This window comes from Paenibacillus sp. FSL H3-0310 (assembly GCF_038002785.1).
GTDB classification, from domain to species: domain Bacteria; phylum Bacillota; class Bacilli; order Paenibacillales; family Paenibacillaceae; genus Paenibacillus_AQ; species Paenibacillus_AQ odorifer.
In genome coordinates this window covers 417,703-435,569 of the sequence record NZ_JBBODC010000003.1, presented here as the reverse complement: position 1 = coordinate 435,569, position 17,867 = coordinate 417,703, and the positions used below count along the sequence as shown (strand labels likewise).

The 17,867-nt window shown below is 43.0% G+C and carries 16 protein-coding genes; 5 read left to right on the top strand and 11 right to left on the bottom strand.

Going from position 1 to position 17,867, the window contains the following annotated elements; all coding sequences use genetic code 11:
- Positions 1-2 precede the first annotated feature (2 nt).
- The 3 genes from ruvX to alaS all read right to left on the bottom strand — a co-directional run bounded on the left by ruvX (position 3) and on the right by alaS (position 3,642).
- On the bottom strand, positions 3-422 hold the full coding sequence (gene ruvX, locus MHH63_RS27890; protein ID WP_036675598.1) for a Holliday junction resolvase RuvX: 420 nt from the start codon (positions 420-422) through the stop codon (positions 3-5).
- Positions 419-694: an IreB family regulatory phosphoprotein gene (locus tag MHH63_RS27885; RefSeq protein WP_036675601.1), complete on the bottom strand. Its 276-nt coding sequence runs from the start codon at positions 692-694 to the stop codon at positions 419-421. The genes ruvX and MHH63_RS27885 overlap by 4 nt, the downstream gene beginning before the upstream one ends.
- A 314-nt stretch (positions 695-1,008) precedes the next feature.
- On the bottom strand, positions 1,009-3,642 hold the full coding sequence (gene alaS / locus MHH63_RS27880; protein WP_248547698.1) for an alanine--tRNA ligase: 2,634 nt from the start codon (positions 3,640-3,642) through the stop codon (positions 1,009-1,011).
- Between the two features lie 520 nt (positions 3,643-4,162).
- On the opposite strand from alaS, the gene MHH63_RS27875 reads away from it, so the two are divergent.
- Positions 4,163-5,023, top strand: coding sequence for a CPBP family intramembrane glutamic endopeptidase (locus tag MHH63_RS27875; RefSeq protein WP_341172316.1), 861 nt, complete (start codon positions 4,163-4,165; stop codon positions 5,021-5,023).
- Positions 5,024-5,106: 83 nt separating this feature from the next.
- Here MHH63_RS27875 and MHH63_RS27870 read toward each other — a convergent pair whose 3' ends face one another.
- From MHH63_RS27870 to MHH63_RS27850, 5 genes are all read right to left on the bottom strand, one after another.
- Positions 5,107-6,024: a DUF5692 family protein gene (locus MHH63_RS27870; protein ID WP_076281112.1), complete on the bottom strand. Its 918-nt coding sequence runs from the start codon at positions 6,022-6,024 to the stop codon at positions 5,107-5,109.
- 294 nt (positions 6,025-6,318) lie between these two features.
- Positions 6,319-7,581 (bottom strand): FAD-dependent oxidoreductase, encoded by a 1,263-nt coding sequence (locus MHH63_RS27865; RefSeq protein WP_076184718.1) that lies wholly within the window; start codon positions 7,579-7,581, stop codon positions 6,319-6,321.
- A 3-nt stretch (positions 7,582-7,584) separates the two neighbouring features.
- Positions 7,585-8,622, bottom strand: coding sequence for a helix-turn-helix domain-containing protein (locus MHH63_RS27860; protein ID WP_248547700.1), 1,038 nt, complete (start codon positions 8,620-8,622; stop codon positions 7,585-7,587).
- An 80-nt stretch (positions 8,623-8,702) separates the two neighbouring features.
- Positions 8,703-9,449 carry a metallophosphoesterase family protein gene (locus tag MHH63_RS27855; RefSeq protein WP_341144020.1) on the bottom strand — a complete coding sequence of 249 codons (747 nt, stop codon included), beginning with the start codon at positions 9,447-9,449 and terminating at the stop codon, positions 8,703-8,705.
- A 69-nt stretch (positions 9,450-9,518) separates the two neighbouring features.
- On the bottom strand, positions 9,519-10,040 hold the full coding sequence (locus tag MHH63_RS27850) for a MarR family winged helix-turn-helix transcriptional regulator (RefSeq protein ID WP_076134039.1): 522 nt from the start codon (positions 10,038-10,040) through the stop codon (positions 9,519-9,521).
- 217 nt (positions 10,041-10,257) lie between these two features.
- Between MHH63_RS27850 and MHH63_RS27845 the strand changes: the two genes are divergently transcribed.
- Positions 10,258-11,889: an MDR family MFS transporter gene (locus MHH63_RS27845; protein ID WP_076192880.1), complete on the top strand. Its 1,632-nt coding sequence runs from the start codon at positions 10,258-10,260 to the stop codon at positions 11,887-11,889.
- Positions 11,890-11,963: 74 nt separating this feature from the next.
- On the opposite strand, the gene MHH63_RS27840 is transcribed toward MHH63_RS27845, so the two are convergent.
- Positions 11,964-12,431 carry a MarR family winged helix-turn-helix transcriptional regulator gene (locus MHH63_RS27840; protein WP_076126284.1) on the bottom strand — a complete coding sequence of 156 codons (468 nt, stop codon included), beginning with the start codon at positions 12,429-12,431 and terminating at the stop codon, positions 11,964-11,966.
- Between the two features lie 148 nt (positions 12,432-12,579).
- On the opposite strand from MHH63_RS27840, the gene MHH63_RS27835 reads away from it, so the two are divergent.
- Positions 12,580-14,076 carry an amidase gene (locus tag MHH63_RS27835; protein WP_076281114.1) on the top strand — a complete coding sequence of 499 codons (1,497 nt, stop codon included), beginning with the start codon at positions 12,580-12,582 and terminating at the stop codon, positions 14,074-14,076.
- A gap of 37 nt (positions 14,077-14,113) precedes the next feature.
- Here MHH63_RS27835 and MHH63_RS27830 read toward each other — a convergent pair whose 3' ends face one another.
- Entirely contained in the window at positions 14,114-14,662 is a 549-nt protein-coding gene (locus tag MHH63_RS27830; RefSeq protein WP_254848817.1) for a TetR/AcrR family transcriptional regulator, read from the bottom strand.
- Positions 14,663-14,872: 210 nt separating this feature from the next.
- On the opposite strand from MHH63_RS27830, the gene MHH63_RS27825 reads away from it, so the two are divergent.
- Both MHH63_RS27825 and MHH63_RS27820 read left to right on the top strand, forming a co-directional pair.
- Complete coding sequence (locus MHH63_RS27825; protein WP_076192885.1) at positions 14,873-15,757, top strand: ABC transporter ATP-binding protein; 885 nt, start codon at positions 14,873-14,875, stop codon at positions 15,755-15,757.
- On the top strand, positions 15,757-16,569 hold the full coding sequence (locus MHH63_RS27820; RefSeq protein ID WP_076281115.1) for an ABC transporter permease subunit: 813 nt from the start codon (positions 15,757-15,759) through the stop codon (positions 16,567-16,569). Before MHH63_RS27825 ends, MHH63_RS27820 begins: the two co-directional genes overlap by 1 nt.
- A 334-nt stretch (positions 16,570-16,903) precedes the next feature.
- On the opposite strand, the gene MHH63_RS27815 is transcribed toward MHH63_RS27820, so the two are convergent.
- A complete protein-coding gene (locus tag MHH63_RS27815; protein ID WP_076184723.1) occupies positions 16,904-17,863 on the bottom strand; it encodes a glycoside hydrolase family 43 protein in 960 nt (319 codons plus the stop codon).
- Positions 17,864-17,867 lie beyond the last annotated feature (4 nt).

Sequence of the window (17,867 nt, the reverse complement as noted above, 5' to 3'; positions counted from 1 at the left end):
CCTCACCTTTTACTGTTAGCATCCAAAAAATTTTGCAAAATCAGGGCTGCAGCCATTTTATCCACAATCCCCTTGCGTTTCTTCCGGCTGACGTCCCCTTCAATCAGCACCCGCTCTGCGGATACCGTCGTCAGACGCTCATCCCAAAGGTGTACGGGCATTTCTAACTCTTCCCGTAGCTTATCAGCGAACTCTATACAGATTTCGCCCCGGGGTCCTACTGAGCCGTTCATATTCTTCGGTAGACCAACTACAATCTCTCCAATTTCGTGCTCTGCAACAAGTTCACGAATGCGTTCGAACTCATTACCCGTACCTCGGCGCTCAATCGTTTCAAGAGCTTGTGCCGTCCAGCCAAAAACATCACTTGTGGCTACACCGATTCTACGGTCGCCGTAATCTAAACCTAACTTCTTCTTCATTTCGGATTGTCCACCCTGTGATTGACGAGATAGAATCTAACCAGCTCTTCAATCAGCTCATCACGTTCTTTTCTCCGGACCAAACTTCTCGCATTGTTATGGCGCGGAATGTAAGCCGGATCTCCGGAAAGAAGATACCCTACGATCTGATTGATCGGATGATACTCTTTCTCCACCAGTGCATCGTATACTGCTAGCAATATTTCCTGGGGAGAAGCTTCCTTTTCGTCGCCCTTCACATTGAATTTGACCGTTTTGTCCATGGAGTCCATTTGTGACACCTTCCTTCTGCAAAATCGCCTTTTGGGACGGCTTCGCAAAGTTGCTACTGTGCAGCTCGCTTGCTTCCTTTATCATAACATATTCATGCCCCAACGAGGAAATCCTGCCCGTTATTAACGCTTTTTTTGGCATTTTCTCTACAAAAATTATGATATTTTTGGCTTTTAAGCTATTGTCAAGCACAATTATTCATGAATATCTAACATCCTGCTAATAAAGAGTAGCGGTACTGATATCAAACTCTCAGTACCGCTATGTTTTCTCGTAATACGTTTAGTTAGAGAAATGGTTTCGTAATTTTAACTTAGGCTAAGGAAGCTACCAATTCTTCAGCCTTTGCCAATGCTTCGTTTAGCTTAGAAGCATCTTTACCGCCGGCTTGCGCCATATCTGGACGCCCACCGCCACCACCGCCGCAAACTGCTGCAATTTCTTTAACGAGTTTACCAGCGTGGAAACCTTTCTTCACCAGGTCTTGCGGTACAGATACTACAAAGTTTACCTTATCATCCATCGCTGCACCTAATACAAGCACTGCATCCGGAAGCTTGGATTTCAATTCATCCGCTGTGGAACGCAAAGCATCCATATTGCCTGCTTGAACAGCAACAGCCAGGAGCTGCGTACCTGCGCCAACTGTCTTCACACTGCTTGTAAGTTCAGCAGCAAAAGTAGCACTCAGCTTGGATTGCAAGGACTCATTCTCACGCGAAAGCTCACGCACCTGGTTATGCAGCGCTTCGATCCGTTTCGGAACGTCATTCAGAGAAGACTTAAGAAGGCCTGCTGATTGTTTGAGCAAATCTAGCTGACTTTCAGTGAACTGGTAAGCGTAACGTCCGGTAACCGCCTCGATGCGGCGCACTCCGGAACCAATGCCACTTTCGCTAAGCAGCTTGAAAATTCCGATTTGCGACGTGTTGGATACATGACAACCACCGCAAAGCTCAAGGCTGTAATCGCCCACTTGAACGACACGGACGATATTACCGTATTTTTCACCAAAGAGTGCCATTGCTCCCATTGCTTTAGCTTCATCAATCGGCTTGTTCTCAATCACTACATCTAGACCGCGCCAGATTTGTGCATTTACGCGATGTTCGATATCGCTCAATTCTTCTGGAGTAATCGCTCCAAAATGGGAGAAGTCAAACCGCAAACGAGCACCTTCCACTAAAGATCCCGCTTGATTAACATGCCCGCCAAGAACTTCTTTAAGCGCTTTGTGCAATAAATGGGTAGCTGTGTGGTTCTTCACGATATCTTCACGCTCCGCACGATCCACTTCCGCGCGAACGGATTCGCCCACTTTCAATTCTCCCGCTTCCACAGTTACCAAATGTACGTGTTGGCCGTGTGGAGCTTTAAAGAGTCCTTTTACCTTAGCTGTAACTGAACCCCCAGTAAGCACACCCGTGTCACTTACTTGTCCGCCGCTCTCAGCATAGAACGGTGTTGTATCAAGAATAACTTGGCATTCTGCGCCTTCACCGGCGACATCTACCAATTCATCACCCACAACAATAGCCAGGATTTTCGACTCTGTTACCGAGTCATTATATCCAACAAATTCACTTTTAATCGTCAGGTCTGCTAGTGCGCCTCCCTGGATCTTCATGCTGCCGCCATCATGACGTGCAGCCCTCGCACGGTCACGTTGCTCCTGCATAGCCGCATCAAAACCTTCACGGTCTACAGTTAATCCTTGCTCTGCTGCGAAATCTTCGGTCAGGTCAAATGGGAACCCATAAGTATCATATAACTTAAATGCATCGGCTCCAGCAATATTGCTGAGACCCTCTGCTTTTGCTTTAGCACTGATCTCACCCAAAATAGCCAATCCGTCAGACAATGTTTCGTGGAAACGTTCTTCTTCAGTACGAATAATCTTTGCGATATATTCGCGGTTGTCCACAACGGATGGATAGTAGACACCCATAATTTCGCCAACGGTTTCAGTCAGCTCATACAGGAATGGACGATCCAGACCCAAGGTCTTTCCGTACCGAACAGCACGGCGAAGCAAACGGCGGATAATATAACCGCGTCCTTCATTAGAAGGAAGTACTCCATCCCCTACTGCAAAAGTAACGGTACGCACATGGTCAGCGATTACTTTAAGCGCGATATCCTGCTCAACGTTATCTTTATAAGTTACACCCGCGAGCTGTGCTGTCTTTTGAATAATAGGTTGGAACAAATCAGTGTCGAAGTTGGAATCTACATCCTGTAGAATGGATGCAAAACGCTCCAAGCCAGCCCCTGTATCAATGTTTTTATTCGGAAGCGGCGTATAGCTGCCATCCTTGTTATGGTTGAATTGTGAGAACACCAGGTTCCATACTTCTAACCAGCGTTCATTTTCTCCACCTGGATACATTTCCGGATCGCTCATATCACTGCCGTAAGCTTCACCACGGTCATAAAAGATTTCCGAGCAAGGACCGCATGGGCCTTCGCCAATATCCCAGAAATTATCGTCGCCCAGCTTAATGATGCGTTCAGCAGGCAGGCCAACCTTTTCATTCCACAGCTTAAATGCCTCTTCATCCTCTGCGTACACCGTTACGGAAATACGTTCCGGGTCAAAGCCGATCCACTCTTTGCCGGTTAGGAACTCCCAAGCCCATGTGATAGCTTCTTCTTTGAAATAATCGCCGATGGAGAAGTTACCCAGCATCTCGAAAAATGTATGGTGACGGCGTGTCTTACCCACATTCTCGATATCATTGGTACGAATACATTTTTGTGAGTTAGTCAGGCGCGGATTTTCTGGAACCTCCCGGCCATCGAAGTACACTTTCAAAGGTGCCATACCCGCATTGATCCACAGAAGCGAAGGATCGTTGTGAGGAACGAGGGACGCACTTGGTTCAATCTTGTGACCTTTACTTTCAAAAAACTTAAGCCATTTGGAACGAATTTCACTTGCTTTCATCATTTACAGCTCCCGTCTCATCTTTTTACTTCGGCATTTACACCGGAAATTACAAAATACCTAAAAAATAAAAACAAAAAAACGCCCCTGAATAATTCAGGGACGATTAATATCGCGGTACCACCCTGGTTATCGCCTTGACCCCACTAATGGGACAATTGCAGACGATCGCCTTGTCGCGGCTGATAACGGGCGCCCCCGGTGAGCATTGATCTCACACTCCGAAATTAGCTTTCCACCGGCCTGTCTTCAAGGTTCTCACAGCCATTACGAAACGTTTCGTAAAGGAACCTTTTCTCTGATCAAGCCATCCTCCGGTGTACTTCATTTTCATCAACGATTTGTCCGATTTGCATTTTAACATTTCAAGTATAGCCAGTGCCCTTGCTTCTGTCAATCTGGGGATGGGCGAATGTGAAGAATAACACATGATTTTTGTAACAGTAAACTTGGACTCAAAAAGGATATAGTGAAATCTAAGGTTAATTTGGAATATTTTGTATCAGGAGGACTGCCGTCGATGCTTCACTCCAAGGAGTTCAATCTATCATCGATTTTTGAAGCAAAGCCTACACACTACCTTTTTATAGCGAGCCTCATTTTTATTCATATTATCTTTACTCTTGCGGTTAATCTCATCCTTTTTGAGCATGGATATTTAAGTTTTATTGCCAAAAACACAAACCACTGGATCAATGAAACGTTAGCCGTCAATCTAGTTGGGCTTCTCTTAGAAGTAATTATTTTTTTGATTCTGATAGCTAAAGTTTCGCCCCGGGATTTTGGGTTAAAAATAGAAAAATTAAGAGCCGGACTGCTGGGTACCTTTCTGTTTTGGCTCGCTATAAATATAGTAGATTTGTGTATGGTACACCTGAATCACTCAGAGCTAACACTTAACAATGCTATCTTCAGCCATTCAAATTTAGTTTTCGGTGAAATTCTAGGTCAAGTCTTGGGAAATGCTTTATTGGAAGAAATCTTATTTCGCGGCTTCCTGCTCGTTCAAATCTATCTATACTTAAAAAAAATCAACAACAAAACTACACGGATGATCTCTGCAATGCTGATTTCACAATCGATCTTTGCCGCCATACATATCCCAAACCGGATTTACTCAGGATTAGTTGGAATGGAGTTTGTTTATGATTTTATCATGCTTCTAATTCTAGGAATTATATTCGCTCTACTCTATATCTTAACCCGAAATTTATTTTTCGTGATCGGCGTTCACTCATTAATGAATATTCAGATAGTGTTTTGGAACAGTAATTTCACGTATACGGCAACTTTATTATGTGTCTTATTACTGACTTGTCTTTTGCTTTGTATAAAAAGGAAAACATTTCGTGCGCAGCAACGGGCGGATATGGGGCTCTGATAATTAGAACTTTAATTATTCACAAAAAGAAGTTCCCCCTTTAAGCAGGAGGAACTTCTATCACTATTACTATAATGTCTCTATTAATTCGTACCCTCTGCAATAGCTTTATAAGCAGCTAAATCCGTATAAACTTCCTCTTTAAGCGGATTGCGTTTATGCTTGATGATTTTATAGAAATGATAACCAAACACTGCAATATTAGCAGCTAAAGATAATGCACTTACTATCCACAGAGCGGTTTCACTATGAGAGGATTGTACAGAGAACTTTGACTCGCCAACAAACGCCGGGAACGACATCGTAAACATCATCCAAATCGCCAAAGTCTGTGCACGATGCTGCAGCCATGCCCCTTTTTTAAAGAAGAACGCCGGGATGGTACAAGAGATCAACAATGCTGCACCTGCATAGAAGGAATGGTCAGAAACTGCATTATATACATAGGCAAAGTTCCAAATGTCATAAGCAATGATCCAGAACCAAAGCTGGTCAGGCCACAACATATCTTTACTCTTATCTTTACTGATCACAATACCCATCCAACCAGAAATCGTAATAATGTTCAGAATACCTGCGATCCCGTTCATAATGTTCCAAGGACCACCTACCATCATTACGCCATCCACCATACCTTGCAAGCTGTACACTTGGAAATCACGAATAACTGCTTCAAGAATGTTAACTGCAAGGATAATAGCCGGGAACATTAATATATATTTATTTTTGTCCCATCCTTTAACATAACGGATAGCCATAAACCCTATACATCCTGCCAAAGCAGAATATACTTTTACCCAGTGAAACCATGTTCCAGTACTGGAACCTTCTCCTGCCGTATTTGGCCAAACCGCTATGGTAAGAACAATAGGGACAACTATAAACAGAATGATTGAGAACCACTTGCTCTTCCGTGCGATTTCATTTACAAACATTAATCCTGCTAGTACTACTAACCACATTAGCGCAGAGTACCAGGGAATCGATTCGAATAAAAACATGTTTTACTCCTCCTTGTAGGTTGGTGTATGTAATCTGTGTCTCAGGTCCAATATAGCCCATCCCTCTTTAAACGATCAAATCGCTTAAAACGTTGATTTATCAGTGTTTTTTTAGTTTCATTTCAAGTTGAGTTTACACAACCCCAGCACTAGAATTCGCCAAACTTTCTACCTTTCTTCTGAGAAATCTATTAGAATACATGTCTTTAGAACTATATACTGCAAACCTAACTTGAATGTAAAAAAACCTTGTCGACAAATTTCTTTGTGGACAAGGTTCCTCTTTAATGTTATTCAAAAGAATCGTTCAACCAAGTGTTTCGCGTATATAATACAATTCTCAAGTGTAGGGAAGTTCATGATTTCTCCAGCTAAATAGATATTGTTTTTCCCCTGCATCTGATCAACCCGTTCATAAAATCCCTCATGTAGCGCATTAGAATCCACATGTGGGAAATGCCTCCAACGCTTCATCATATATAGTCGAATGCTCTCTCCGCCCAGCTCGCGAAGTTTATTTTCTACCGTCTCTCGCATTTCCAGATCAGTCATAGCTTCATTCTCTGCTACATAAACCGTAACTAGATCCGTAGTTCCCATATCTGCCCACCGATAGTACCATGCCATCATATGCCCTTTACGTTCAGGGTACATATTCCGGGGGATATAGCCAGAAAGCTCCGGCAACCCCTTCACTCTATACGCATATACCCTAAACCATTCATAGGTTATATTCGCTAATAAAGTTTTGTCCTCACTTGACAGGCTAACTGTATCGCCCATTTGCTCTAAAGCTGCTGTATAAATGACCTTGTCAAAATAAAAGATGTCCTGACTCGTCTCTACTCGAACCTGCCCATCTTGTTCTTGCTCCATAAAAAGCACTTCACAAGTCAGGCGTAGATCGTTTACTTGGTCGGCCATTCGTCTAATCAGCTCAGTAACACCCTTAGGCCAGGTTATCATATGAGTAATTTCAATAAACGACAACAGATTATCATAGCTTAGAAATTTCAGCACATATGCAGCGGGAACATTATGGATACCACCGAATCCAAAAGTATTAAAATAATGCATGTAGACCTGCTCAAGGACAGACAGCTTATTCTCTACACACCACTGCGAAAATGGCTGACATAAATCTGGCGGTAAGTGGAGAAAACCCGGTTCTTGGAGAGACTCATAGCGTTTTAGAATATCCGGCAATCGTTTGAATTCTTGTGTAAACGCCTCTATCTGCTCCATGGGAATTTGTGAAGTTTTTCTCCCATTATTATCAAAAAATCCACGTTCTAACAATGGTCCCCTATCCATAAGATCAAAATCTCTCATAAAATCCATCGTATGTTTATAGGTAGGCAGGCCGATTAGCGTCCCCATTTCATAACTTTTTCCTTTGTACTCAATAGAATGACACTTTCCTCCTACTCTATCCGACTTCTCCATGAGGGTAATGTTGGTATATCCTTTTTTCGCTAATTCATAAGCAGCCGTAACCCCAGAAATCCCTGCACCGATGATTCCAATTCGGTCTTTATTCTTCGTGTTTGTCATCATCCGTTATCTCCTTGTAAATAACCATAATGGCAAAGTTTCTCGTTGTCCCGTATAGGCAAGTGCGACATCCGATGGTATTTTACCTTGATTAGGTCCGTCTGTAATTTGCCTGTTGAAGTTGTAGGTTCTCAAGTATTCATGTAAGCGCTTTTCTAAAATTTCAAAAGAATCTATCGTATCATCTACCCAAGCCTGCTGGTAGAATTCTTTGGTCAACACCGCCGCAAATTGCTGCAAGGGCTGAAATATCTCTGTTTGGTCTACCGTTATAGCTACTTGATTAATATTGTTCTTATGTAAAAATTCACTATATTTATGTTTTCCTCTGTCCCAGTTCGTAATGAATTCACGGCTTTTGTTCGTAACCAGATTATCGATATGAAAATCTAATGTCTTCATCAATGGGAGAACTTTCAGATGCATAAAATCTATAAAATGAATGGTAGATTTCCGATTGTATAGCTTAACTAGACCTAGTCTGGAGTAGGCATCATAAATTACATATTGATATACCTTTCCGACCCTCGGGAAAACTCCCAAATAGCTAATACTCTGCTGACACATATACCCGGGATGAGCATTTATCGGATTCTTCATCTTATAATCTAGTATTTTCCGTTTCTCTTTAAATCCTTTAGTGTGAGTGGGTTGTGCGCCATTCCTCTTCTTTGCTTTGATTTGATTGGCGTAAGCTTCACGTTCTATTCGTTTATTTAGTCCGTTTCGACGTAGTACATTATAAATACCGGATTCCCCTATTTGCATACCTTCATCTTGCAGTTCATAAAAGATGCGTTTAGGCCCATCCTCAGGAAATCTGGCGACGTACTCCAAGATCAATCTTTCCGTTCTCTTATCTACTTTATTAGGCATTACTGGCTTTCTTTTCTTCTCCCCAAGTCCATCCATTCCATGTTGTTGATAAGCTTTAGACCACTTATAATAGATCGTCCGGGAAATGCCAAACTCCTTACAGGTTTCGCTCACATTCTTGCTGATGGCCCCTTGCATGAGGATATGATATTTGTTGTTCGCATTCACCTATTTGCACCCCTCCTATCTTTATTTTATACATAGTTAACGTTTAATTCATTACTATTCTAAAAAAAATGGGAGAACGCTCAAAGCGTCTCACCATTCCGAACAAAATGCGTTATGTATTTCCCTGCGGAAATCTCCAAGCAATTTAGTCGTTGGCCATATGCACAGCCGCCATCTATCCCAATTTTATCTCCCAGTGGACTAAACCAGATTTCTTCTGAATCATGCAGATCCATCGTCGAAGTATGACCGAAAACAACCGTTTTGTTAGTGCTAACTACCGGATTCTTATAAAAGGGGTCTCTAATCCAGATAAAATCATAAGGGTCCTGCTGTTTCCAATCCTCTATTAATGGATTAATGCCTGCATGAACAAAAATATGTTCTTCCGTCTCATGATAAAGCGGCAATGTGCTCAGAAAGTCTATATGATGTCTATAGTCCCGCCTAATTTTTTCTTTTAGCTGCATATAATCCTTCCAGCCAAAATCCTTCTGCAAACCTTCGTAGCCCGCCTCGCAATAACTCATCAGTGTATGAAATCCGCCGTTAGTTAGCCAATGGGTATCCAATTTATCATCTTCGCTGGTGAGCGCATCGCAAGCCATTTTATCGTGATTTCCTTTGAGAACTATCGCTCCACATTCTTGCTGCAGAGTCATCACTTGCTCCACAATTCCTTTACTGTCCAGACCTCTATCCACATAATCTCCCATTAAAATAAGCTTATCCTCCGCCGGGCGATAATTCACTTTTGATAATAGGGCATTGAATTCTACATAACTTCCGTGAATGTCACTAATTGCTAATATTCTGATGATAATCACTCCTTGCTCTAAGATGCAAAAAAAGATGTTCCCGCAGGTCTGCAGGAATATCTTTTGATGTTGGGCTTTCTATACTGAATCTATAACTAATGGCTCCTCATCCGACTGTGGAAAAAAATGACGGCTTCTGACCTCATGCACCGCTTCTTGAAAACGATCGCACAAAAAGATCAGCTGGTCGATCTCTTCCTTACCGACCTTTTGCGTGATTTCACTCAAAATGCCGGAATAGGATGCCATCTGCCTGCTATAAATCTGCTCTCCAAGCTCACTCAGACAGATATATACGACCCGACGATCTGTATCGGATGTTGTACGCACTACGTAACCTTTTTCCTCCAAAGTATTTGCCATTTGCGTAGCAGTAGGTCTACTTATCTGGAGCAGGTCACTTAATTTAGAAATCATAACTCCCCGGTGCTGTTTGTCACCTTCAGCCGCTTTCTTTTGCTTCATAACAGTGTGAATGACGTACATCATAACAAACTCTCTATACGATACTACATCAATCGAGTAGGGGCGAGCAGTCAGACGCTTTATATTTTCAAGGGCTATGATCAGCTTCTGCTCTTGATTGTCATGGGTATCCATAGGGCACCTCCAATATACCTCAATCTAATTAGATTACTTACCTATTCCCAAAAAATCAAGTCAAATTCAAATTCTCTTTAAATTAAAATTTAATAATTAACCTGTTGTGCTAATTGATGAATTTGTGTATTATACATAAATGATAGTTTGGCTACCTAATTATTACGACATGAATTCCCAAACTACAATATATAGAAGTTAAAGGAGAGGAACTGCTCTGGAGCATCTCACTCAGAAAAAGAAAGTTACAATTATGATTGCTTTAATGGCGGCTATGTTTTTCGCAGCAATCAACCAGACGATTGTGGGCACAGCAATGCCCCGAATTATTGCGATGCTTGGAGGTATTGAACATTATACCTGGGTAATTACCATCTATATGCTCACCTCAACCATTGCTACCGTACTTGTCGGTAAGTTATCCGATATTTACGGAAGAAAGCCCTTCCTGTTATCAGGGATTGTCATTTTTATTATAGGTGCTTTCCTATCCGGATTGTCGACCAACATTTTTCAAATGATCACTTATCGCGGGATACAAGGTCTAGGCGGCGGGATTCTAATGTCGGCTACCGTAACCGCTGTAGGTGATTTGTTCGCTCCAAGAGAGAGAGCCAAGTGGACTGGAATTATGATGGCGATATTTGGTTTCTCCAGCGTAATTGGTCCTACCCTTGGCGGATTCATGGTAGATCACATGGCTTGGAAATGGATCTTCTGGATCTTCTTACCTTTCGGGATCGTGGCCTTCTTTATGATTTTGAAAATGTTCCCTAAAACAACGCGTTCTACATCTGAGTCCATCGACTACTTAGGCTCCATTTTCCTTTCCCTGACCATCGTTGCGCTCCTGCTGGGCTTTTCATGGGCGGGAACAAAATATGACTGGGGTTCTCCGGAGATTCTAGGCTTGTTTGGGGCTTCCATTCTGGGTCTGATTATCCTGATTCTGATTGAACGTAAAGCTAAAAGCCCAGTATTGCCATTATCCTTATTTAAAAATTCCATCGTATCCATCTCAATGATTGTCGGCTTCCTGATGAATGCCGGTATGATGGGCGCAATGATCTACCTGCCTTTCTTCGTGCAAGGGGTAGAGGGCGTCTCCCCAACTAAATCTGGTTTTATCAATATGCCAATGTCACTTACTATGATTGTACTAAGTACTTTAGTGGGAAGATGGATCTCCAAAACAGGAAAATATAAACGTTATGCTCTAATGGGGATGCCATTCATGGTTGTAGCCATGATATTAATGGCCTTTATGAGTAACATTGCTACGGCTGTAGTCAGCATGATTATCTTCGGGGTTGGGTTAGGACTATCGATGCCTGTATTTACACTAACCGTACAAAATGCTGTAGCGCCTTCAATGCTAGGTGTTGCTACTGCTACAAATACTTTATTCCGTAATTTAGGTGGAACCATAGGTATTGCCATCATGGGTACCATTATGAACTCCTCATTAACGAAAAAATTAGAGGCAGCGGTGTCCTCTGGCAAAGGTCCGGATTTATCCAAACTTGATCCTGAATCCGCTAAACAGCTTTCTGCCTTTATGAATCCTCAAATGCTGCTAGATCAGCCTAAGCTTAAAGAATTGCATGCAACACTGCCAGAGCAAATTCAGCCGCTCTTCAATCAATTGATTGAGATGCTGCGGAACGCACTAAGCGATTCCCTGACAGTTGTGTTCTTAAGTGGTACGGCGCTGTTAGTTATCGCAGCACTGCTCGTTCTGTTCCTTAAAGAGATTCCATTACGTAGTGGAGAGAAAAAAATGGAGACACACGCAGAGGATAAAAACGGGAGTAAAAAACTCGAAAAATCTGTGCCTGCTGCACATTAATCACAAATAACCTTACATTAGAGATGTCCGTAAACAGCTTAGGCTGTGCGGCATCTCTTTTTTTATAGGAAGGGCTAGGATTCGTTTGGTTGATCGTTCAATTCTTCGAAGTAAACATAGACTCCGTTTAACAGCTCCATTAACGTATCCGTCTGTTCTTTGCCCATGTAATCGATCATACCTTTAAAGGTATTCCGGGATTTCGTTACAGCCATCTCAGCCAGATGCTCCCCTTTTTCCGTAAGCGTGATCTCACTAACTCGGCGATCCTGTGCATCAGAAGTACGCACCACATATCCTTGTGCAATCAGACTATTGAGCATTTGGGTAACCGTAGGAGAGGTGACTTTCAGAAACTTGCTAATCTCCGAAACCGTCTGTCCCTTCTTCCCTTCCCGTTCTTTACCAAGCTTTAAAGAAACCAACATCCGGACCTCACTTGGCTTCAAGCCCCAAATCGTGGTTTTACGCCAGTTCATTCTAGCGAATTGTTGGAAAGCCTCCATTAAACCATCCACATTCTGATATTTCTCTTCGTTCATCAGTACACCCCATAAAATCATTTAACACTAAGTATAGCCTAATATGACGTAAAAAAGAATTGATAGATGTCAGATTACCCATTTTCAAAAAATAACTAATGGGATGTATAATATAATAATCATCCTAAATTGAAAGTGGGTATCTAATTTGTCCTTTTCTTACTCTACCTATGACGCTCTAGGACTTGCTTCACTTGTCAAAGCACGTGAAATTTCACCTTGTGAGCTGGTCGAAGCCGCCTTTGCTCGGTTAGATGAGGTCAATCCAGTCATAAATGCGGTGGTGCGCACCCGTCGTGAAGCTGCTCTTAGAGAAGCCGACGAGATGCCTGTTCAGGATAACACTCGGCCGTTTGCTGGCGTTCCGTTTCTATTAAAAGATATTTCCCAATCTATCGCTGGCGAGCCCATCACTTGTGGGGCTATGCTGATGAAGAACAATGTCGCACGGTGGGATTCAAATTATGTTGCACGGATTAGGAAAGCCGGCTTTATTCCACTTGGACATACGAATACACCCGAGTTCGGCTTAAAAAACATTACAGAGAATGTCCTCCATGGCCCTGCTCGTAATCCTTGGAATCTCGAATATTCTCCTGGAGGTTCAAGTGGCGGAGCCGCGGCGGCTGTAGCTTCTGGTATTGTTCCAGTAGCGGGAGCCAGTGATGGTGGTGGGTCCATCCGTATTCCCGCCTCATTCACAGGCCTATTCGGACTTAAACCCACGCGCGGGCGCACACCAGTAGGACCCGGAGTCGGCCGTCAATGGCAAGGGGCTTCTATTGATTTTGCCTTAACCCGGTCCGTTCGCGATAGCGCTGCTATGTTAGATCTGCTGCAGGTTGTGCAGCCGGAAGCCGCCTTCCAGACCCCGTTATACCCGGGCGTATATCTGGATGATCTGTTTAAGCCTACGCAACGTAAACTACGAATTGGATTTACGACGGCTTCCCCAGTAGGTACGCCTGTCTCTGAAGAGGCCGTAAATGCTGTTCTCAAAACCGTGAAATGGCTCGAAGCTGAAGGACATGCGGTTGAAGAAATAGAAAGTCCTGTGAATGGCACAAGACTGATGGAGAACTACTATACGATGAATGCCGGAGAGGTAGCAGCGATGTTCGTCTCCCTGGAGAGAAATATGGGACGTTCCATAACTGCTGACGATGTCGATATCATTACGTGGGTCCTTGGTGAGACCGGAAAAAATGTTTCAGCGGCCGAATTCGTACATAGTCTGGATGAATGGGACGTTGCAGCCGCCCAAATGGCGGAACTGTTTAATCATTACGACTTATATATAACACCTACGAATGCAAACTCTGCTCCCAAAATTGGTGAATTAACGCATAAACCTGCAGAGATAGCAAAGCTGCTGCACGTAAACGAATTGCCAAAAGAAGAACAGAGCCGCTTAATTTACGAGATGTTTGAGTCAAGCCTAACCTATACACCGTTCACACAGCTCGCAAATCTGACAGGCCAGCCTGCAATGAGTGTGCCCGTCCATAAGTCAGCAAATGGCCTTCCGCTAGGCGTTCAAGTCATGGCGAACAAAGGCCGTGAAGATTTATTGCTTCAGCTTGCTGCCCAGCTTGAACAATCCGCTCTTTGGGTCGGCATGACTGGAAATCCGCTGTTCACCTGATCAATTAAGGGTGATGCTCTCGCAGCTCAAGCTCCCCTTACTCTTTCCCGCAAATGCCATAGAAGAAAATATGGATGGCTTCCTCGATGAAGGCATCCATATCTTCCTGTTTGCTAGCTTCGTCTAGAAGTTCACCCGCATTACGCATATACATCCCCATTAGTGAAAGTATCCCTTTGGTGGATACTTTATTTGAGATTTCTCCCCGCGCTTTCCCATCCTCGACCATCTTCACCAGCACCGGCAAAATGTCATTCGCATATCGTTCCTCAATATAATGGAACATTTCTTGATCCTCAACCATAAGCTCCTTCACAGTTGCGGGAGATAAACCGCTGTAAGTTTCCCTCTCCATGGTTAGAATGTAACCAATAATCTCCTTTAGAGAATGCTCTTGATAAATGTAATCTTCAAATTCCTGAATTTCCTTCTGAACAAAGTCCTTAAAAGACTCACTAAGCAGCGCTTCCTTACTGCCAAAATAATTATAAATCGTCACCTGAGAGACCCCTGCTTCTTTCGCAATATCAGCGATCCGTAGACGTTTCGGTTCCCAGTTCTTGAGCATCTCCATGGTAGTTTTCATAATTTTGAGTTTAATCTGTGCTGCTCTCTTCTCAAATCCATTCATAGCTTCCACCCTAACTTCGTTATTAAGTATGCATATTCAAATTTAATGAAATATTCCATTTCAATTATTTCATAATTATATTGACTTCATTAACCACTAGGAATAATATAACATATGAAATATCTGATTCATAATAGTTCATTATTTTGCGGCGGGGGTGGCAGCATGCTGGTAGTAGAAGGCTTAACTAAACGATTTTCGAATGGCAAAGGAATCGAAGATGTAACATTTACCGTAAATAAAGGCGAGGTTTTTGGATTTCTAGGTCCTAACGGTGCGGGTAAATCGACGACCATACGGCATATCATGGGTTTTATGAAACCAGATCAAGGGCATGCGAGTATCCATGGGCTTGATGTATGGAAGGCACAAGGGACAGTCCAGAAGCATATCGGCTACTTACCCGGTGAAATCAACTTTTTTGATGGGATGACGGGTCTTTCTTTCCTTAAATTTATCTCAGCCATGCAGGGAATCAAAAATACTACCAAACGCGAGCAGCTGATTGAACGTTTGCAATTTGATGCCACCACTCCGATCCGAAAAATGTCAAAGGGAATGAAGCAAAAGGTCGGAATCGTCGCTGCTTTTATGCACAGTCCTGACGTTATTATTCTGGATGAACCTACCTCGGGTCTCGACCCGCTCATGCAAAAGGTATTTATTGATCTGGTACTGGAGGAAAAATCAGCCGGAACTACCTTTCTCATGTCCTCACACAGCTTTCAAGAAATTGAACGCACCTGTGACCGCGCCGCAATTATCAAAGACGGACGGATTATCACCGTAAAAAATATTCATGAACTGCAATCGATGCAACGGAAGCTGTTTGAGGTCATTTTTGCGAATAGTGAAGATGCAGTGAATTTTGCCGCCTCCGGCCTACAAGTGGAAGCTCACGAGGGAAATAGGGTCCGCATAGCTGTGCAGGGCAATTATGACCGATTCATCCGGGAAACTGGAAAATACAATGTCCGCAGCATCGACGTATTCACGCAAAATCTGGAGGACATCTTCATGGACTATTATGACCGCGAGGGGGTAGTGTAATGAATCTTCCGCTCTATAAGGAAATGATGCGAGTGAACCTGAAAGGAATATTGAATTACGCCTTTGGTTCTGCCTTCTATATTCTGTTTATGATCTGGCTTTATCCTGGGATTGCGGGGAGTACACAAGCAATTGATGACCTTATTAAGGCGATGCCAGAGGGTGTGGGTAAAGCCTTTGGGCTAAATAGCGGTTTTACTAGTGCAGAAGCTTTTATCTCCGGAGAATATTATGGACTTATACTAGTTCTGATTCTATCCATAGTTTGTGTGCAAATGTCAACGCAGCTTATGGCTCGACTCGTGGATCACGGCTCCATGGCCTATCTGCTCATAGCCCCAACTACACGGAGAAAAGTCGCTACCACGCAGGCACTTGTTCTCACTACAGCATTACTCTTAATTATGGGTGTAACCACCCTCGCCGGATTATTAGGTAAAGCATGGTTCCTTGGCAGTGAATATGACTTTAACAGTGGTCGCTTCGCTCAGCTGAATACCGTGGCGTTTTTATTGTTTTTTGCGGTAGGCGGCCTTACCTTTCTCGTGTCCTCTGTATGTAATGACGAGAAAAAAGCACTCGGAATTTCCGGCGCCATCGCCTTCGGATTTTTCACTCTGGATCTACTCGGTAAAATAAGCGACAAACTGGAAGGACTGCGTTTCCTAACCTTATTCTCCTTCTATCAACCCGGGGAAATCGTTCAGGGCAACGTGGAGATTATTCAGGTCTCCAGTTGGCTGCTGTTGATCGGAGTGTTCACCTTTTCCTTGGGAGTAGAGCTGTTCAGAAGACGGGATCTTCCATTATAAGAGTACCTCATTTGATCAACTCGCTTTTACGCATTCCCAAAGCAACTATCGGACACCGTTGACCTTAAATGCAACTTTATCACAAATTTGCGTACCTAACGGACCCTAAAGTCGTTATTGGCTTGAAGAACAGCAAAAATGAACCTTTTCTAAAGGAATAGCTGCACTGGGGTCCGCAACCTTGCTCAAATGTCCAAAAATTTGCAAATAGCGTCAGCTGAGTCCTTAAGCCTCAGGAGGGTTATAACTATGACTCTTATAAAAAACAACAGAGCAGTGTTTCTCCACCTCTGGGAGAATCATTGCTCTGTTGTTTTATGCGACAAATCCCTTTTTATTTCGTATCCGGTCTAGGTACACCAAAGTTTGGCGTTCCGTCTTCATTCCACTGGATTACTTGCACACGTGCGTGACGATTCGGATCGTAAAGCGGATCACCGACAATTTCCTTATAGCTTCTAGCATGGAAAACAAGGATATCCTGTGTGCCATCCTCAGAGACAGTAAAACTATTATGTCCCGGACCATATTGGCCGTTTTCCTCAGAAGTCGTAAACACAGGTTCAGGTGTCTTGACCCATGATTTTGGATCCATCAAATCACTATTCTCATCAGCAGTCAACAATCCCATACAATAGTTGTGATCTGTTGCACTAGCTGAGAAAGTCATGAAAATGCGTCCATTACGCTTAAGGATTGCTGCGCCTTCATTCACCAAAAATCCGATTTTTTCCCAATCGTATTCAGGAGTGGTGATGCACACCTGCTCGCCTTTTAGTGTCCAAGGGTTCTCCATTTCGGAAATATAAATATTTGAATTGCCAGGGATAGCAGGATCTTTTTGTGCCCAAACGTAATATCTAACTCCTTTATGCTCAAAAGTTGTTGCATCCAAGGCAAAAGATTCCCATTTTGTTTTTATTTGACCCTTTTCGACCCATTCACCCTCTAAAGGATTTGCGGATGAGTTTTCTAGTGCAAACATGCGATGATCAAATAAACCATCTTTCGTATCAGAGGTATGTGCAGCTGCATAATACACGTACCATTTCCCATCAATATAATGAATCTCTGGCGCCCAGATATTAGCACTCATCAAGCCCGTTTCATGCTTAACCCAAATGGTCTTCCCTTCAGCCTCAGCTAATCCTTGAATGGATTCAGAACGGCGAAGCTCAATTCTATCGAACTCTGGAACTGAAGCTATGAAATAGTAGTACCCGTCAGTATGTTTATAGATCCAAGGATCTGCTCGTTGCTCAACTAGTGGATTTTTCACATTAAATTCTCTCACAATG